Annotated in this window: 17 protein-coding genes; 4 read left to right on the top strand and 13 right to left on the bottom strand. The window is 69.3% G+C overall.

The genetic code is table 11. The annotated features are described in order from the left end of the window. Window positions 1–190: 190 nt before the first annotated feature. A complete protein-coding gene (locus tag VA603_RS06575; RefSeq protein ID WP_132863227.1) occupies window positions 191–910 on the top strand; it encodes a DODA-type extradiol aromatic ring-opening family dioxygenase in 720 nt (239 codons plus the stop codon). A gap of 4 nt (window positions 911–914) precedes the next feature. On the opposite strand, the gene VA603_RS06570 is transcribed toward VA603_RS06575, so the two are convergent. After that, window positions 915–2567: an ABC1 kinase family protein gene (locus tag VA603_RS06570; RefSeq protein WP_243694074.1), complete on the bottom strand. Its 1653-nt coding sequence runs from the start codon at window positions 2565–2567 to the stop codon at window positions 915–917. A gap of 181 nt (window positions 2568–2748) precedes the next feature. On the opposite strand from VA603_RS06570, the gene VA603_RS06565 reads away from it, so the two are divergent. Then, entirely contained in the window at window positions 2749–3660 is a 912-nt protein-coding gene (locus VA603_RS06565) for a DUF808 domain-containing protein (RefSeq protein WP_192286860.1), read from the top strand. A 60-nt stretch (window positions 3661–3720) separates the two neighbouring features. On the opposite strand, the gene VA603_RS06560 is transcribed toward VA603_RS06565, so the two are convergent. The 3 genes from VA603_RS06560 to VA603_RS06550 form a co-directional block, all read right to left on the bottom strand. Then, on the bottom strand, window positions 3721–4380 hold the full coding sequence (locus VA603_RS06560) for a hypothetical protein (protein WP_323438313.1): 660 nt from the start codon (window positions 4378–4380) through the stop codon (window positions 3721–3723). Window positions 4381–4391: 11 nt separating this feature from the next. Beyond that, window positions 4392–4922: an RNA polymerase sigma factor gene (locus tag VA603_RS06555; RefSeq protein ID WP_132863234.1), complete on the bottom strand. Its 531-nt coding sequence runs from the start codon at window positions 4920–4922 to the stop codon at window positions 4392–4394. A gap of 90 nt (window positions 4923–5012) precedes the next feature. Continuing rightward, a complete protein-coding gene (locus VA603_RS06550; protein WP_323438312.1) occupies window positions 5013–6539 on the bottom strand; it encodes a GGDEF domain-containing protein in 1527 nt (508 codons plus the stop codon). Between the two features lie 122 nt (window positions 6540–6661). Here VA603_RS06550 and VA603_RS06545 point away from each other — a divergent pair, with 122 nt between their 5' ends. Next, window positions 6662–7294, top strand: coding sequence for a Rossmann-fold NAD(P)-binding domain-containing protein (locus VA603_RS06545; RefSeq protein WP_132863238.1), 633 nt, complete (start codon window positions 6662–6664; stop codon window positions 7292–7294). Between the two features lie 158 nt (window positions 7295–7452). Here the strand turns inward: VA603_RS06545 and VA603_RS06540 are convergent, their stop codons facing one another. From VA603_RS06540 to pdhA, 9 genes are all read right to left on the bottom strand, one after another. Next, window positions 7453–8214: an SDR family NAD(P)-dependent oxidoreductase gene (locus VA603_RS06540; RefSeq protein WP_323438311.1), complete on the bottom strand. Its 762-nt coding sequence runs from the start codon at window positions 8212–8214 to the stop codon at window positions 7453–7455. Window positions 8215–8264: 50 nt separating this feature from the next. Continuing rightward, window positions 8265–8651: a VOC family protein gene (locus tag VA603_RS06535; protein ID WP_132863242.1), complete on the bottom strand. Its 387-nt coding sequence runs from the start codon at window positions 8649–8651 to the stop codon at window positions 8265–8267. A 32-nt stretch (window positions 8652–8683) separates the two neighbouring features. After that, a complete protein-coding gene (locus tag VA603_RS06530; RefSeq protein ID WP_323438310.1) occupies window positions 8684–9310 on the bottom strand; it encodes a DUF998 domain-containing protein in 627 nt (208 codons plus the stop codon). A 9-nt stretch (window positions 9311–9319) separates the two neighbouring features. Continuing rightward, on the bottom strand, window positions 9320–9658 hold the full coding sequence (locus VA603_RS06525) for a hypothetical protein (RefSeq protein WP_132863246.1): 339 nt from the start codon (window positions 9656–9658) through the stop codon (window positions 9320–9322). Window positions 9659–9743: 85 nt separating this feature from the next. Further along, window positions 9744–10157 carry a hypothetical protein gene (locus tag VA603_RS06520; protein WP_132863247.1) on the bottom strand — a complete coding sequence of 138 codons (414 nt, stop codon included), beginning with the start codon at window positions 10155–10157 and terminating at the stop codon, window positions 9744–9746. Between the two features lie 151 nt (window positions 10158–10308). Continuing rightward, a complete protein-coding gene (locus tag VA603_RS06515) occupies window positions 10309–11703 on the bottom strand; it encodes a dihydrolipoamide acetyltransferase family protein (protein ID WP_323438309.1) in 1395 nt (464 codons plus the stop codon). Then, window positions 11700–12053 carry an SH3 domain-containing protein gene (locus VA603_RS06510; RefSeq protein ID WP_132863251.1) on the bottom strand — a complete coding sequence of 118 codons (354 nt, stop codon included), beginning with the start codon at window positions 12051–12053 and terminating at the stop codon, window positions 11700–11702. Before VA603_RS06510 ends, VA603_RS06515 begins: the two co-directional genes overlap by 4 nt. Before the next feature lies 1 nt (window position 12054). Beyond that, a complete protein-coding gene (locus tag VA603_RS06505) occupies window positions 12055–13041 on the bottom strand; it encodes an alpha-ketoacid dehydrogenase subunit beta (RefSeq protein WP_425603670.1) in 987 nt (328 codons plus the stop codon). Between the two features lie 79 nt (window positions 13042–13120). Continuing rightward, complete coding sequence (pdhA, locus tag VA603_RS06500; RefSeq protein ID WP_132863255.1) at window positions 13121–14209, bottom strand: pyruvate dehydrogenase (acetyl-transferring) E1 component subunit alpha; 1089 nt, start codon at window positions 14207–14209, stop codon at window positions 13121–13123. A 367-nt stretch (window positions 14210–14576) separates the two neighbouring features. Between pdhA and VA603_RS06495 the strand changes: the two genes are divergently transcribed. Further along, window positions 14577–15383, top strand: an 807-nt coding sequence (locus VA603_RS06495; protein WP_323438307.1) for a tryptophan 2,3-dioxygenase, incomplete at its 3' end; no start/stop codon positions are given.

The following is a 15383-nucleotide window of genomic DNA, read 5'->3' as shown; positions in this document are numbered from 1 at the left end:
AAATGTTTCGGTCAAAAACGGGCAATTCGCCTATTCATGATCCAGCCATGACGTGCTAGGCATCATTTTGTGCATCGCAAGGTGAAGTGGCGCCGCAGGCCATCACCGATCTCCGGGGAACAGCAGCTCTTACGGTCGCCATCGATGGCTGCCAGCAACAGGAGCCGGCCCCCGCCTCAAGGGGAAATCAATGGAATTGCAACGCATGCCGGCCTTGTTCGCCGGCCTGGAAGAGTTGTCCGTGCCTGGCTGGGATGCCGCCGCGTTGCAGCAGGCCACCCAGGCCTACCCGCGCCCGCGCGCGATCGTGTGTGTCTCGCCGCGTTGGCAGACGCGCGGGGTCTGCATCAGCATCGCGCCCGAGCAGGACAGCCTGCACGCGATGGAATCGGTATCCACGCGGGTGGCGCGCCGCGTCGCCGGCCTGCTCGACATGCCGAGTGCACGCCTGGACAGCAGTCATCCGCTGGATCCGGAAGTCGTGCAGCTGGTGCAGGCGCTATACCCGCAGGCGGATATCCCGGTGGTGCAGATCAGCCTGGATTCGGAGCTGTCGGCGCTGGAACATGCCGCGTTGGCGGCATGGCTGCGGCCACTGCGCGAGCAGGGCGTCCTGATCGCCGGCATCGGCACCATCTGCCCGGATGCTGACGATGCCACGCGCCAACAGGTGTCGTGCTTCCGTGACCAGGTGGGCCAGTTGATCGACGCGGGCGACATCGTGCGCCTGGCCGAATGCCGGCTGCCCGCGCCCGGTGGTGAGCGGGACATGCACCTGGCGCCGAGTGCGCTGCCGTTGCTGTATGCGCTGGCCGTGCGCGAGGCCGGCGACAGCGTCGAGTTCTTCAATGGCAAGTGCGCGGGCATGCCTGCGACGCCCTCGGTCGTGCTGCATCCCAAGGCTGCCTGAGCCTTCAGCGGTGGCCGCGTTCCTCGCGTTCGCGTGAGCGCGTGCGGCGATCGAACAACAACGCGCTGACGATCAGGCCCATGCCGATCGCCACGCCCAGCAGGAACAGCAGGATCGCGAACGCCGGGTAACCGAACAGCGTGAAGCGCGTGGGCACCTGCATCAGCAAGGCCGAGGAGAGCAGCAGCGCGGCGGTGATCAGCCCGGCGGCGATGCGGTTGGCGACCTTCTGGATGTTTTCCATCAGGCGCGACTCCTCCAGCCCGGTGACCTTCATCTGCAGGCGGTTCTCGGCGACCAGGCTGAGGATGTCGGACATGCGCCGTGGGCCGTCGCGCAGCAGGTGCTGCAGCTCCATCGCCTCACTGGCCAGGTTGGCGCGCGAAAGCGACTTGCGGAACCGCGCGCGCATCACGTGCTGGAGCTGCTTTTCCACCACCTTGCGCGTATCCATCTCCGGTGCCAGTACCCGGCACACGCCTTCCAGGTTGAGCAGCGCCTTGCCGAGCAGGCTCAGTTCCGGCGGCGTGCGCAGGTTGCTGGCGGTGGCGATGCGCACGATCTCCAGCACCACCTGGCCCTCGGAGACGGTGCCGTTGGCGGCGTAGCGGGCAATCATCTGCCCGGTCTCGCGCAGGTGGCGTTCCTCGTTGTAGTCCTCCAGCCGGGTGCTGATGGCGATGATCTCGTCGGTCACTTCCTCGCCGCGGCCATCGACGGCGGCGAACAGCAGCTTGAGCAGGCGTTCGCGCAGGCGCGGCGGCACGTGCGCGACCATGCCCAGGTCGAAGATGGCCAGTTGCCCGTCCGGGGTGACGCGCAGGTTGCCCGGGTGCGGGTCGGCGTGGATCTCGCCATGCACGAAGATCTGGTCCAGGTAGCCGCGCACCAGCGCCGCGGCCAACGGCAGCATCGGCTGTTCGGTACGGCGAACCGGCGGGATCGCGTCCACGCGCACGCCTGGCACCAGTTCCATGGTCAGCACGCGCCGGCTGCACAGGTCCCAGATCGGCTGCGGCACCCACAACTCCGGATAGGGCGCCAGGTGCTGGCCGAAACGCGCCAGGCTGGCCGCCTCGGCCTCGTAGTCCAGTTCCATGCGCAGGGTCTTGGCGAACTCCTCCAGCCAATCGGAGAAGCGCACCTTGCGGCCAACCCGGGTGAGGTGGTCGGCGGCGCTGGCGAAGCTGCGCAGCACGCCGATGTCCGAGCGCAGCTGCGCGGCGATGTCCGGCTTCTGCACCTTGATCGCCACTTCCCGGCCATCGCGCAGCTGCGCGCGGTGGACCTGGGCGATGGAGGCGCAGCCCAGCGGTTCGGGGTCGAACCAGTTGAACAGCTTGCTGATCGACGCGCCGAGGTCTTCCTCGACGATGGCGCGGATCTGCTCGACCGGGATCGGCGCGACCTTCTCCTGCATGCGCTCCAGCGCGGCCACGTACTCGGCGGGGATCATGTCCGGGCGGGTGGACAACACCTGGCCGAGCTTGACGAAGGTGGCGCCCAGCGCCTCCAGGTCGGCGACGAACTGGGTCGGGTCACCGGCGGCCGGCGCGCGCGCCAGGCGCGGCAGCTCGCCGTCGAGCGAGATGCCGGAGAACACGCCGGAGTTGCGATAGCGCAGCAGCAGGCGAACGATCTGCTGGCGGCGGCTCATGCCGCCAACGGTGGCCGGGCTGTCACTGGTGGTGGGCTGCTCGTTCAAACGCAGGGGTCCACAGGGGCAGGGATCCCCAGTGTGGCTGCGGAAGGGTGGGCGAAGGGTGAATGCGGCCCCCTCGCGTTGCGGCGCACCGATGAGTGAGAATCGGCAGCTCTTCCCCCTTCGGAACCTCCCCATGGCTGGAGCCAGCCTGTTCGCCCTGCTCGACGACATCGCCACCCTGCTTGATGACGTTTCCATCCTGACCAAGGTCGCGGCCAAGAAGACCGCCGGCGTGCTGGGCGACGACCTGGCCCTCAATGCCCAGCAGGTGACCGGGGTCAGCGCCAACCGCGAGTTGCCGGTGGTGTGGGCGGTGGCCAAGGGCTCGCTGCTCAACAAGGCGATCCTGGTGCCGGCGGCGCTGGCGATCAGCGCCTGGCTGCCGTGGGCGATCACCCCGCTGATGATGCTCGGCGGTGCCTTCCTCTGCTACGAGGGCGTGGAAAAACTCGCGCACAAGTTCCTGCATTCCAAGGACGAGGACGACGCCCACAAGGCCGAGCTGACCCGCGCGCTGGCCGATGACAGGACCGACGTGGTGGCCTGGGAGAAGAACAAGATCAAGGGCGCAGTGCGCACCGACTTCATCCTCTCGGCGGAGATCATCGTGCTGTCGTTGGGCGTGGTGTCCAGCGCGCCGTTCGGCCAGCAGGTGGCCACGCTGATCGCCGTGGCACTGGGCATGACGGTGTTCGTCTACGGCCTGGTGGCGGGCATCGTGAAGCTCGATGACATCGGCGCGTGGATGCTGGACAAGGGCAAGGCGATGGCCGCGCTCGGGCGCGGCATCCTGCATGCCACGCCGTGGCTGATGCGCGGGCTGTCGATCGCCGGTACGGCGGCGATGTTCCTGGTCGGCGGCGGCATCCTGGTGCATTCGATCCCGGCGCTGCACCACTTCGTGGTCGGGCTGGCCCCGTCCCACCTGGAGTGGCTGGCCAACGCGCTGGGCAGCGTGGTGGTGGGCGTGGGCATCGGTGCGGTGGTGCTGGCGGTGGTGACGTTGGTGCAGAAGCTGCGCGGCGGCTCCGCGCCGGCGCACTGAGGTGCCGGCATGCAGCGCGGCCCGGGCCGCGCTGCATGCGATGACGCTCCGTGGCATGGATCACGGCGGGGTGGAGAGCTCACGCAGGTGCTGTTGCGCGCGTGCCAGTGAGTGACCCGAGAGGCTCTGCAGCAGGCGCTGCAGGCCATGCGTTGGTGGCAGCCGACGCAGTGCCCAGCGCGCCAGCGCGGCGCTGGCGAGCATCGCCACGATGCCGAAGCCCAGCGTGGCAACGAACCATTGCGGCGCCAGCCGGTACAGGTCCAGGTGCAGCCACTGCACGCACAGCCACTGCGTGGCCAGCAGCCACAGGCAGAACCACGGCAGTCCCAGCGCCAGTTCGGTGGCTGCGGTGAAGCGTTGCAGCCGTGCCAGCTGCTGCATCCGCTGGAGGACCGGCGCATCGAGCATGTCGATGCGCAGCGCCAGCAGGGCGCGGGTGATGGACACCCAGATCGCGACGATGCCATACACGTGGAAGGCCAAGCCGGTGAGCAGCAGGTGCGGGACGTCGCGATGCGCGATCCAGAACCCCGCCGCCAGCATCGTCACTATGATCCACACCAGCAGCCAACCCAGCTGCAGCGCGCTGAAGCCGCGCAGGCGGCGGCGTACCTGCTGCTGGCGCGGTTGCCGCCAGGCCTCCAGCGCCGTGGCCTCCAGCGCGTCGATGCGTCGTGCCTGGTCGGCCCAGGCGGCCTTGAGCTGTTCCAGTTCCATCGGGGGCCTCGTCAGTCTTGGGAAGGGGACAGGTGCCGGCGCAGCTGCTGGCGCAGGCGGTGCAGGCGGGTGGCGGCATTGCCGGCGCTGATGCCGAGCACCTGGCCGATCTCCTGGTGGCTGCAGTCATCCAGGTGCAGCAGCAACAGGGCGCGGTCCAGTGGCGGCAGGGCGTGGATCACGGCATGCAGCTGTGCGCGCTGGGCAGCCTGCTCGGCGGTGTCCTCCACGGCCAGGCCCGATTCCATCGGGTCGGGGGCGAGCGTGCCGTGGTGGCGCTGCCGCAACTGCCGGCTGCGCTGCTGGGAGATGGCCACGTTCAGGGCCACCCGGTACAGCCAGGTGCCGAACCGGGCCTTGTCCGGGTCGAACGAGGCGAAGCCGCGCCAGGCCTGGATGCTGATGTCCTGGACCAGGTCGCGGCGGTCCTCCGCTGCCTGGCTCCAGGCGCGGGCCACCTTGAGCACGATGCCCTGGTGCTGCTGCAGCAGGTCGGCGAAGTGGTGCTGCAGCGTGGCGTTGGCGGTCACGGGGATGTCCATGCAAGGGTGATTCGCACCAGCGCAGGGAATATCACAGCGGCGGGGGAGAGGCGTTCGCGGTCGGCCGGGGCCGGCCGCACGGCAGGCGGCTCAGTCGGCGTTGCGTATCTGGTCGCGGCCGGCCTGCTTGGCGGCGTAGAGCGCGCGGTCGGCGCGCTGCAGCAGCAACTCGGTCGGCTCGCCGGGGCGGCGTTGCGCCGTGCCGGCGCTAAAGCGTACGTGCACCCGCTGGTCGTCCTGCAGGAAGGGGCGCTGGGCCAGCGCTTCCTGCAGGCGGCGCAACTGGGTCTGTGCCTGCGCCTGCGGCATGGCGGGCAGCACCAGCACGAATTCGTCGCCGCCGAGGCGGGCGACGTGGCCGTGGCTGCCCAGTCGCGCCTGCGCGGTGGCGACCAGGTGGCGCAGCGCACGGTCGCCGCCGGCGTGGCCGAAGGCGGCATTGGTCTGGCTGAAGTGGTCCAGGTCCAGGAGCGCGATGCTGAGCGTGGCCCCGTCGTCGGGCAGGCTTGAAAGCAGGGCATCGAGCCCGCGCCGGTTCAGGGCGCCGGTCAGCGGGTCGGTGCGCAGTTGGTTGCCGGCTTCGGCCAGTTCGGTTTCCAGCTGGCGCACGCGCTGCTCGGCGGCCTGTGCTTCGGCGCGCGCATTGGCCAGGTGGTCACGCGCCCGCGCGGCCTGCGCTTGCACGCGCGCGGTGTCCTGCAGCACGTCCTGCAGCAGGCTGGTCAGGTCGGCGATGCTGCGGCTCTGGCGCACGGCGATGGCATAGCTGGCGATGCGGTCGTGGTACTCGCCGGTTTCGATGGCCATGCCGTCGACCTGGTCGATGAAATCGACCATCAGTTCCTTCATCGCCTGCTTGGATTCGTCGATGCCCTGGCGCAGCAACCCCTGCCGGTAGATCACTTCGCGCAGGTCATTGCGGGTCTGCTCCAGCGCATCGCCGTCCAGCGGACCGGACAGCAGCTGGCGCACGCTGCGGATCTGGCCGTGCAGCCAGCTGTCGGCGTCGAGCAGCTCGGTGATGTTCTCCAGCAGCAGATCGAACAGGCTCAGCAGCAGGTCGCGCTGCTCCTGCAGGCCCTCGCTGCGCACGCCGACCTGGTGGCACAACTCGCGCAGGTGCTGGGCCACCGGCTGCAGGGCCTGGCCGCTGCGCCAGGCCCGCAGTTCCTCGCCCATCCGCCGTGCCTGCTGCTCCAGCTCGGGCGAATGCTGCATCAGGCTCGCCAGCACCGCATCGAGCGTGTTGGCCAGCAGGTCGCGCAGCTGCGCGGCCTCGCCATTGCCGACGGGCGGCTCCTGCTCGATGGTGCGGATGTACTTGTCGATCAGCTGCCGCATCAGGCGGCCATAACGCTCCCAGTCCCGCTCGGCATGCGCGCTGTGCAGGCGCTGGCCCATGTCGCCCAGTTCACCCGGCAGGCTGCACATGCCCTGGGCAAAGGCACCGAGCAGCGGCTCGGGGCTGTCGGCGCCGACGAACAGGCGCTGCAGCAGGGCCATGCCGGGGTTGTCCAGCGTCGCCGGTTCGGGCCGCGGCGCAGAGCTGGTCCGACGCGACAGGATGCGTCCCAGCCCGAGGCTGCCTGGTGCGGAGGAATCGGAGCTGTCGGCCATGGCGCGCGGGTTCGGGTGGGGGTGCGGGGGCGCGCAGGCGCCCCCGGGCGGGGTGGTATCCAAGCCTCATTATCGGCAAGGTGGTGGGGGGCTTGAATCGCAGTCGATCACAGGAGCGGGACATGCGGGTGCTGTTGGCGGGGGCGACCGGGTTGGTCGGGGCGCAGGTGCTGCGGCGCCTGCTGGCCGATGCGCGTTGCAGCGCGGTGGTGGCGCCGACCCGGCGGCCATTGCCGGTGGTCGATGCACGCCTGCACAACCCGGTGCAGGATTTCGCCGCCTTGCCGCTGGACGCGCCGTGGTGGCAGGTGGATGCGGCGATCTGCGCACTGGGGTCGACCTTGAAGCAGGCCGGTTCGCGCGAGGCGTTCCGCCAGGTCGACCATGGCTACCCGCTGCTGATCGCCCGCACGGTACGGGCGCGGGGCTGCGCGGTGTTCGCGTTGAACTCGGCGATGGGAGCCGATGCCGGTTCGTGGTTCTTCTACAACCGGGTCAAGGGCGAACTGGAACGCGACCTGCGCGCGCTGGGGTTCGATGCGTTGACCTTGGTCAGGCCCGGGCTGATCGGCGGTGAGCGACTGGAGAAACGTGCCGGTGAGCACGCCGCCCTGGTGGTATTGAGCGCGCTGGGGCCGGTGCTGCCCAAGGCCTGGCGGATCAATCCGGCCGAACGGATCGCCGGGGCGTTGGTGGAGGCGGTATTGGCGCCCACGCCGGGCGAACGGGTGGTGGGCTCGGCGGCGTTGGCGTGAGTTCTGGAGGGCGGGGGGACGTTGTTTCTGACGCAGGCTCGCGGTCGAAGCCGTTCCTACGCCCCCTCCCTTTGCCGCAGGCAAGGGGAGGGCTGGGGAGGGGTGCTCTCGTGCAGGAACCCTGATCGGCTTCGTGACCGAGGCCGTTCCTGAGAGGGTCACGCAGGCAGCGATTGGCCGCCATCCACCGCCAGCACCTGCCCGGTGATCCAGCGCGCCGCCGGCGAACACAGGAACAACGCTGCCTGCGCCACGTCCTCGACATCGCCGAAGCCGCCGAACGGGATCCTGTCGCGGATCCGTGCGTACAACGCCGGCTCCTCGCTGCGGCGACGCTCCCACAGGCCACCGGGGAATTCGATCGAGCCTGGCGCCAGGGCATTGACCCGGATGCGCTCGTGCGCCAGCTCGGTGGCCAACGCGGTGGTGTAGTAGTTCAGCGCGGCCTTGGCCGTGGAGTACGCCGCCGCGCGTGGGGTCGGCACCGAGGCGTTGATCGAGCTGATGTTGAGGATGGCCGGCATCGCGCTGCGGCGCAGGTGGGGCAGCACGCAGCGGTTGGTGCGCACGGCCGCCATCAGGTCGATGTCGAAGCCGGCCTGCCAACTGGCATCGTCATTGCCGTTGCCATAGCCGGAGGCGTTGTTGACGACGATGTCGATGCCGCCAAGCGCGGTGGCCGCGGCGTCCACCCACTGCGCGATCTGCGCCGGATCGGCGAGGTCGCAGGACTGCGCATGGACCGCCTGCGCACCGGTGGCCTCCAGCAGCACGGCGGCCTGCTGCAATATCTGTGCATTGCGTGCGCACAGGCTGATGCGCGCGCCGGCGCGGGCAAAGGCGTCGGCGATGGCCAGGCCGATGCCGCGGCTGCCGCCGGCGACCAGCACGCGGGCACCGGTGAGGGTGGGAACGGACATTGGCTGCATCTCCAGGGAAGGCTGCGCGGATTATCCGATGCCGTGGGTGTTCACTCCCAGACGCGCGGTGGCGCGCCCTGCTCGGGGTGATGCATGCGTACCACGCAGAAACGATGGCCCGTTGGCGCTTCCATCACCCACCAGCGCTTGACGAAGCCGATGCGGCGGGCGCCCAGGGCTTCCAGGCGGTCGGCCTCGGCGTCGATGTCGTCCGCTTCGATGTCCAGGTGCACGCGCGAGGCGTGGCTGACACGCTGCACCTCGACATTCAGGTGGCCGGGGGCATCGCGCAGGCGGCTGTACTGCGAACCATCGGTGTTGGATTCGCTGGGCTCGGCCTCCAGCCCCAGTGCGGCGCCCCAGAACGCGGCGGCGGTGTCGCTGTCGGTGTCCTGGCAATCGATGATGAATCCGGCAAGACGGCTGCGGTGGCTCATGGAGGGCTCCGGGTGGCAGGGGAGCCGGCAGCTTACCCGCGTGTGGTTGCAGCGCCGGTTGCGATGGCGCGCGGGCCGGCCAGGTGCCAGGCGGCGCTGCACAACGCCCCGTAGACCAGCCATTCGGCCAGGCGTTGCAGCAAACCGCGCACGTCAGCCAGCGCGGGAGTGCCCATCAGCAGGAACAGCAGCAGCCAGGCCATCGCCAGCGCGATCCACAGCAACCGGGTGGCGGGCCGCAGGCCGGGCGCGGCCGCCATCAACACCAGTCCCAGCGTGGTGCCCAGGTAGGTCAGCACGCCCAACAGGTTGTGCAGCACCTGCCAGACGCTGCCGCCATGCGGGCAGCCCAGGTCACATGGCGCCAGCGCCGAGCCGATCCAGGCCAGGGGTTCGCACAGCAGCAGCCAGTAGCCGACGCGCCCGATACCCATCAGCGGTACGCGCGCGGCCATCACCACCAGCAGCACCGCGCCCAGCACGCCCACCGGGATGAAGCCGGCCAGGCTGATCAGCCGCGCGTGCGCGCTGCCGGTGGCACCGAGTTCACTGATGTACTGCGCCACCGGCGAATACCCGGGCTTGAGCGCCGCGCCGCCCAGCAACATGGCCAGGTAGACCAGCACGAACAATCCGACCAGCCAGCGCCTGTCCTGCATCGGCGCGCCTTACTGCGGGCTGCTGGACAGGAACAGTTCCACCTTGCCGCACGACGGGCAGGCGTACAGGTCGAACTCCTCGCGGTGCACGAACAGTTCGCCCAGTTCGCCGAGCAGGAACGGCATCGCCTGCGCGCCCTCGTGGAAGCGGCGGCGACCGATGAAGGCCATTTCGCTGTCGGTGCAGCGCAGGCAGGTCATCTGTCGCGGCCCCTGGACATGCACGACGCCCGGCGCGTGCGCCTCGGGGTCGGGGGCACTGCCGTCGGCATGCGTGCCGCAACGCCAGCACACGCGTGCCTCGATGCCATTGCGTACACCGCATTGCGTACAGATCCAAGCGTCCATGGTGTTTACCGAATCGTGTGCGTGGCTTGCCGGCCCATCGTAACGCCGGAGGATGACACCGCGGTATCCGCCGGCCCGGCAACGATCAGTGGATTGGCGGCGCGTGCAGCTGGGCGAACAGCAGGTTCTGCGCCTTGCGGGCCATTGCGCGCGGCACGCTGGCGACGAAGCTGCCACCGCTCAGGGCCATGTCACCCTTGATGATCAGGCCGTTGATGCGGGTGTAGCTGCGGAAGGTGTAGCGGTTCCCGTCGCGGCTGACTTCCAGGAACATCGGTGCGGTCAAGAAGCCTTTGCCCTTGCGGTAGACGCGGTTCGGGCCGGCTTCGCTGGCAAGGTGGTAGCCATTGGCCTGTGCCCAGGTGGCGACCTGCGCCAGGACGTCTTCATCGCTGGTCAGCGTGGTCTGGTCGAACGGCCGGCCGCTGTTCCTGGCGATCAGTGCCATCACGTTCAATGCCCCCAGCCCGATCACGGCGCCGACAACCATCCCTGTCATTATTCCCATTGCGTTTTCCCATTGAAGTAGCGGGCCGTATGGTAACGGCCCGCAGGCGTGCATGCGTGTTCAGCAGGGGGGGGGCGCTGCATCGATCCCAAAAAAAGGGCCCGCATCACTGCGGGCCCCGGGACTGCGGTGGCAGGACCGGTCAGTTGGCCCGTGCCAGGTCGTCGATCAGCGCACGCAGGAAGCGGGCGGCTTCGCCGCCGGTGCAGGCGCGGTGGTCGAAGGTGACCGACAGCGGGATGACCTTGTGCGTTTCCACGCCACCCATCACCGGCGTCAGCTGGAAGCGGGCGCGGCCGGCGGCGACGATGGCCACGCACGGCGGCACGACGACCGGCGTTGCGTAGCGGCCGGCGAACATGCCGAAGTTGGACAGCGAGATGGTGTAGCCGCTCAATTCCGAAGCGGCGATCGAGCGGTCTTCCACCTGCTGGCGCAGGCGGTTGATGCCCTCGCGCACGCCACGGGCGTCGAGCATGTCGGCATTGCGCAGGGCCGGCACGAACAGGCCGTCGTCGGTGTCCACCGCGATGCCGATGTCGACCTGCGCGTGCAGGGTGCGGGTGAGGTTGTCACCGTCGAACCAGGCATTCATCGCCGGCACGGTCTGGCAGGCGACCACGATCGCGCGCACCAGGCGCGAGGTCATGTCATTGCCCGGTGCCCAGGCGTGGATGTCGGCGTCGTCGGTCAGCGTGGTCGGCACGACCTTGCTGTGCGCATCGGCCATCACCCGCGCCATGTTGCGGCGCACGCCCTTGAGCGGTTCCGGCTGGCCCTTGGCGACCACGCCCGGCGGCGCGGTACGCATCGGCTTGCCGGCGGCGGAAAGCGGGGTGCGGGCGGCTTCATCCCTTCCACCGCCTGCGGGGGAAGGTGCCCGCAGGGCGGATGGGGGAGCGCCCTCACCCGGCGCACGCTGTGCGCCGACCTCTCCCGCCCGCGGGAGAGGTGCGCCGACGCGGGCGGTACCGGCTTCGGCGGCCTGCTTCACATCGTTCATCGTCACCGCGCCGTCGGCGCCGGTGGCACGCACGCGGGCCAGATCCACGCCCAGCTTGCGCGCCATCGCGCGCACGGCCGGCACTGCCTTGACGCCACCGACGGCCACGGCCTGCTCGGTGTGCACGGCATTGGAGCTGACCATCGCGCCGACCACGGTGCCTTCGTCGGCACGTTCGGCGGCAGCAGCCGGTGCCGGCGCTGCGGCAGGTGCAGGTGCCGAAGCAGCCGGTGCCGGGGCGCCGTGGTGGTGGCCGGTGTCCTGGCCTTCGGCACGCTGCGGCAGGTTCGGGTCGATCTCGAAGTGCGCCAGCATGTGGCCGGTGACCACGATGTCACCCGGCGCGCCGGCCAGCTTCAGTACCTTGCCGGACACCGGCGAGGGCACCTCGACCACGGCCTTGGCGGTCTCCATCGAGACCAGCGGCTCGTCCAGCTTGATCACGTCGCCTTCCTTGACGAACCACTCCACGATGGTGGCGTCCGGCAGGCCTTCGCCCAGGTCGGGCAGGTTGAAGCTCTTGGTCTGGCTCATGTGCAGTTCTCTTCCAGCAATTCAAGTTCGCGTGCCGGTAGCCAGCCCTGCGTGCCATCGGCACGCTCGGACCACCACCAGCCGCCATGTTCATGGTGCAGCCGCACCTGCTCGCCACGGTCCACGTCCAGTTCGCGCGCGCTGTAGTCGCGCAGCACTTCGGCGCGGCCGTCGTCGAGCATCCGCAACCAGGCAATCGGCGTCCATCCGGCATCGCCGGCGTCGGTGGTCACCCACGCGAACGCCGGCCATTCCTCGTCACGCACACCCAGGGCGACGATCTGCCCGGTGTGCACGTGCAACGGATTGCGGTACTGGCTGCGGTGGCTGCCGGTCAGGCGTGCCTGCATGTCAGCCCGCCGCCACCGCGCGCTTGGCCGCCGCCACGATCCGCTCCACGCTCGGCAGGTACTTCATTTCCAGGCGGAACAGCGGGATGTGGGTGTCATAGCCGGTGACGCGCTCGACCGGGGCGAGCAGGTCGTACATCGACTCCTCGGCCAGGCGGGCGGCGATCTCGGCACCGAAGCCGGCGGTCTTGGGCGCTTCCTGCACGATCACGCAGCGGCCGGTCTTGGCCACCGACTCGGCGATGGTGGCGAAGTCGAGCGGGCGCAGCGTGGCCACGTCGATCACTTCGGCGCTGATGCCTTCGCCGGCCAGCTTGTCGGCTGCCTCCAGCGCTTCCTTCACCTGCGCGCCCCAGGTCACCAGGGTCACGTCGGTGCCGTCGCGCAGCACGAAGCACACGTCCAGCGGCAGTGCCTCGCCATCGTTGGCGACCACTTCCTTGTACTGGCGGTAGATGCGCTTGGGCTCCATGTAGATCACCGGATCCGGCTCGCGGATCGCGGCCAGCAGCAGGCCATAGGCACGCTGCGGGCTGGACGGCAGCACCACGCGCAGGCCCGGCACGTTGGTGAAGATGGCTTCGTTGGCCTCGCTGTGGTGCTCAGGCGCACGGATGCCGCCGCCCCACGGCACGCGCAGCACCATCGGGCAGTGCAGGCGGCCACGGGTGCGATTACGCAGGCGCGCGGCGTGGCAGATGATGTGGTCGACCATCGGGTAGACGAAGCCGTCGAACTGGGCCTCGGCCACCGGCTTCATGCCCTGCGCGGCCAGGCCGACGGTGAGGCCGGCGATGGTGGTCTCGTCCAGCGGGGTGTCCAGCACGCGCTGTGCACCGAACTGCTGCTGCAGGCCGGCGGTGGCGCGGAACACGCCGCCGTTGACGCCCACGTCCTCGCCCAGCACCAGCACCGACGGGTCGTGTTCCATTTCCCATGCAAGGGCCTGGGTGACGGCTTCGATGAGGGTGATCGGGGGGGCGGTCATGGTGGTTTCTCCGCTGTTGCTGGCCGCGCTGTGGGCCACGTCGTGGCCGGCCGGGGTTCCGGGAAGGGCGCGCTTGATGTCATCCATGGCGCTGCTCCAGGGCGATGGCGGCGGCGCGCTGGGCCAGCAGGTCCGGCGGCGGATCGGCGTACAGGTAATCGAACATGGCCTCGACCGGCTGCACCGGGCAGTTGAGGTAGGCGTTGACCTCCTCGTCCACGCGGGTGCCGCACTCGGCGATCCAGGCCTTCTCTTCCTCCTCGCTCCACACGCCGGCGGCGGTGAGGTACTTGCGCAGGCGGATCAGCGGCTCGCGCTGCCAGGCGGCCTTGACCTCGGCGTCGTCGCGGTAGCGGCGGGCGTCGTCGGCGGTGGTGTGGTCGGACAGGCGGTAGGTGAGGAACTCCAGCACCGTGCCGCCCTTGCCGGACAGGGCACGTTCGCGCGCCTGCTCCATGGCCGCCAGCACCGCGATCAGGTCGTTGCCGTCCACCTGCAGGCAGAACAGGCCGCCGGCCAGGCCCTTCTGGGCCAGGGTCTCGGCACCGGTCTGGGCCGAACGCGGCACCGAGATCGCCCAGCCGTTGTTGACCACGCACAGGATCAGCGGCAGCTGGTAGGCGCCGGCCGAGTTCACCGCGGCGTAGAAGTCGGTCTTGGAGCTGCCGCCGTCACCGCAGACGGTGACCGCCACCTGCGGCAGGCCGCGCAGCTTGAACGACAGCGCCGAGCCGGCCGCGTGCAGGCATTGGGTGGAGATCGGCACGCAGATCGGGAAGTCGCGGACGGCGTCGCTGTCGCGGTCGTAGTCACTGCCGCGCTCGTCGCCGCCCCAGTACATCAGGACGTCGCGCGGGCGCACGCCGCGCATGAACATCGCGCCGTACTCGCGGTAGCTGGGGGCGAACACGTCGCCGCTCTTCATGGCTGCGCCGATGCCGACGTGGGCCGCTTCGTGGCCCAGGCAGGAGGCGAAGGTGCCGAGTTTGCCGGTGCGCTGCAGGGCAACCGCCTTGGTGTCGAACACCCGGGTGGCCAGCATCTGCTTGAACAGCGGCAGCAGGCTGCGCGGGTCGCGCAGCGACTCCGGCAGGTCGTCGCGTACCAGGCTGCCTTCGGCATCCAGGTACTGCAGGTATTCGATTTGGAACTGGGCGGAAACCGTCATTGCAGCAACACCTTGAACAGATGGTTTCAAATGATAGGAATTGCGCATGGTAAGGAATCAGGCTGGAAAAGCCGTCCTGCGGCGCAGCACGACTGACCGTACAAATGCCGGATTCGTTCCATGGCCCTCGCCACGGCCGTGCAAATACAGCGTATTCAGCAAGGCCGCGCCAAGGCAGGGCATTGTCGCGCCGGTTGCCATCGCAAGTGTTCTTATTCCGTTTGCGCGGAACCGCACCGTCGGGGGATGCCCGCCGGGCCGGGCCGTGCCCGGCATGCGATCCCGGCAATACCCGGCGGTGCCTGGCGCCGCGCTACCGGGCGTGCGGCTGCGTTACCCTTTGCGCCCCGCGCAGATGGCAAGGCCGATGACCGTAGAAAAGAACCAGCGTGAGCTCGAGGCAGGCATCCACACCGACCTGCAGGGCCGGCTCACCTACGGCGGCTACCTGCGCCTGGACCAGTTGCTGTCGGCCCAGCAGCCGCTGTCCAACCCGCCGCACCACGACGAGATGCTGTTCATCATCCAGCACCAGACCTCGGAGCTGTGGCTGAAGCTGCTGGCCCACGAGCTGCGCGCCGCGCGTGCCCACCTGCAGCGCGACGAGGTCTGGCAGTGCCGGAAGGTGCTGGCCCGTGGCAAGCAGGTGCTGCGCCTGCTGACCGAACAATGGGCGGTGCTGGAAACCCTGACCCCGTCCGAATACATGGGCTTCCGCGACGTGCTCGGGCCCTCGTCCGGCTTCCAGTCGCTGCAGTACCGCTACATCGAGTTCCTGCTCGGCAACAAGAACGCGGACATGCTGGGCGTGTTCGCCCACGACCCGGCCGGGCAGGCGCAGCTGCGCGAGGTGCTGGAGGCCCCCAGCCTGTACGAGGAGTTCCTGGCCTACCTGTCGCGCTTCGGCCATGCCATCCCGGCCACCTACGAGGGCCACGACTGGACCCAGTCGCATGTCAGCGACCCGGCGCTGCGCCATGTCTTCGAGAACATCTACCAGGACACCGACCGCTACTGGCGCGAGTACTCGCTGTGCGAGGACCTGGTGGACCTGGAGACCCAGTTCCAGCTGTGGCGCTTCCGCCACATGCGCACGGTGATGCGGGTGATCGGCTTCAAGCGGGGCACCGGCGGCTCCAGCGGCGTGGGCTTCCTCAAGCAGGCGCTGGAGCTG

The organism is Stenotrophomonas capsici, from assembly GCF_034961085.1.
GTDB lineage: Bacteria > Pseudomonadota > Gammaproteobacteria > Xanthomonadales > Xanthomonadaceae > Stenotrophomonas > Stenotrophomonas capsici.
Note: the sequence above shows the minus strand (reverse complement) of the source record. Positions and strands in the feature narration are given on the sequence as shown.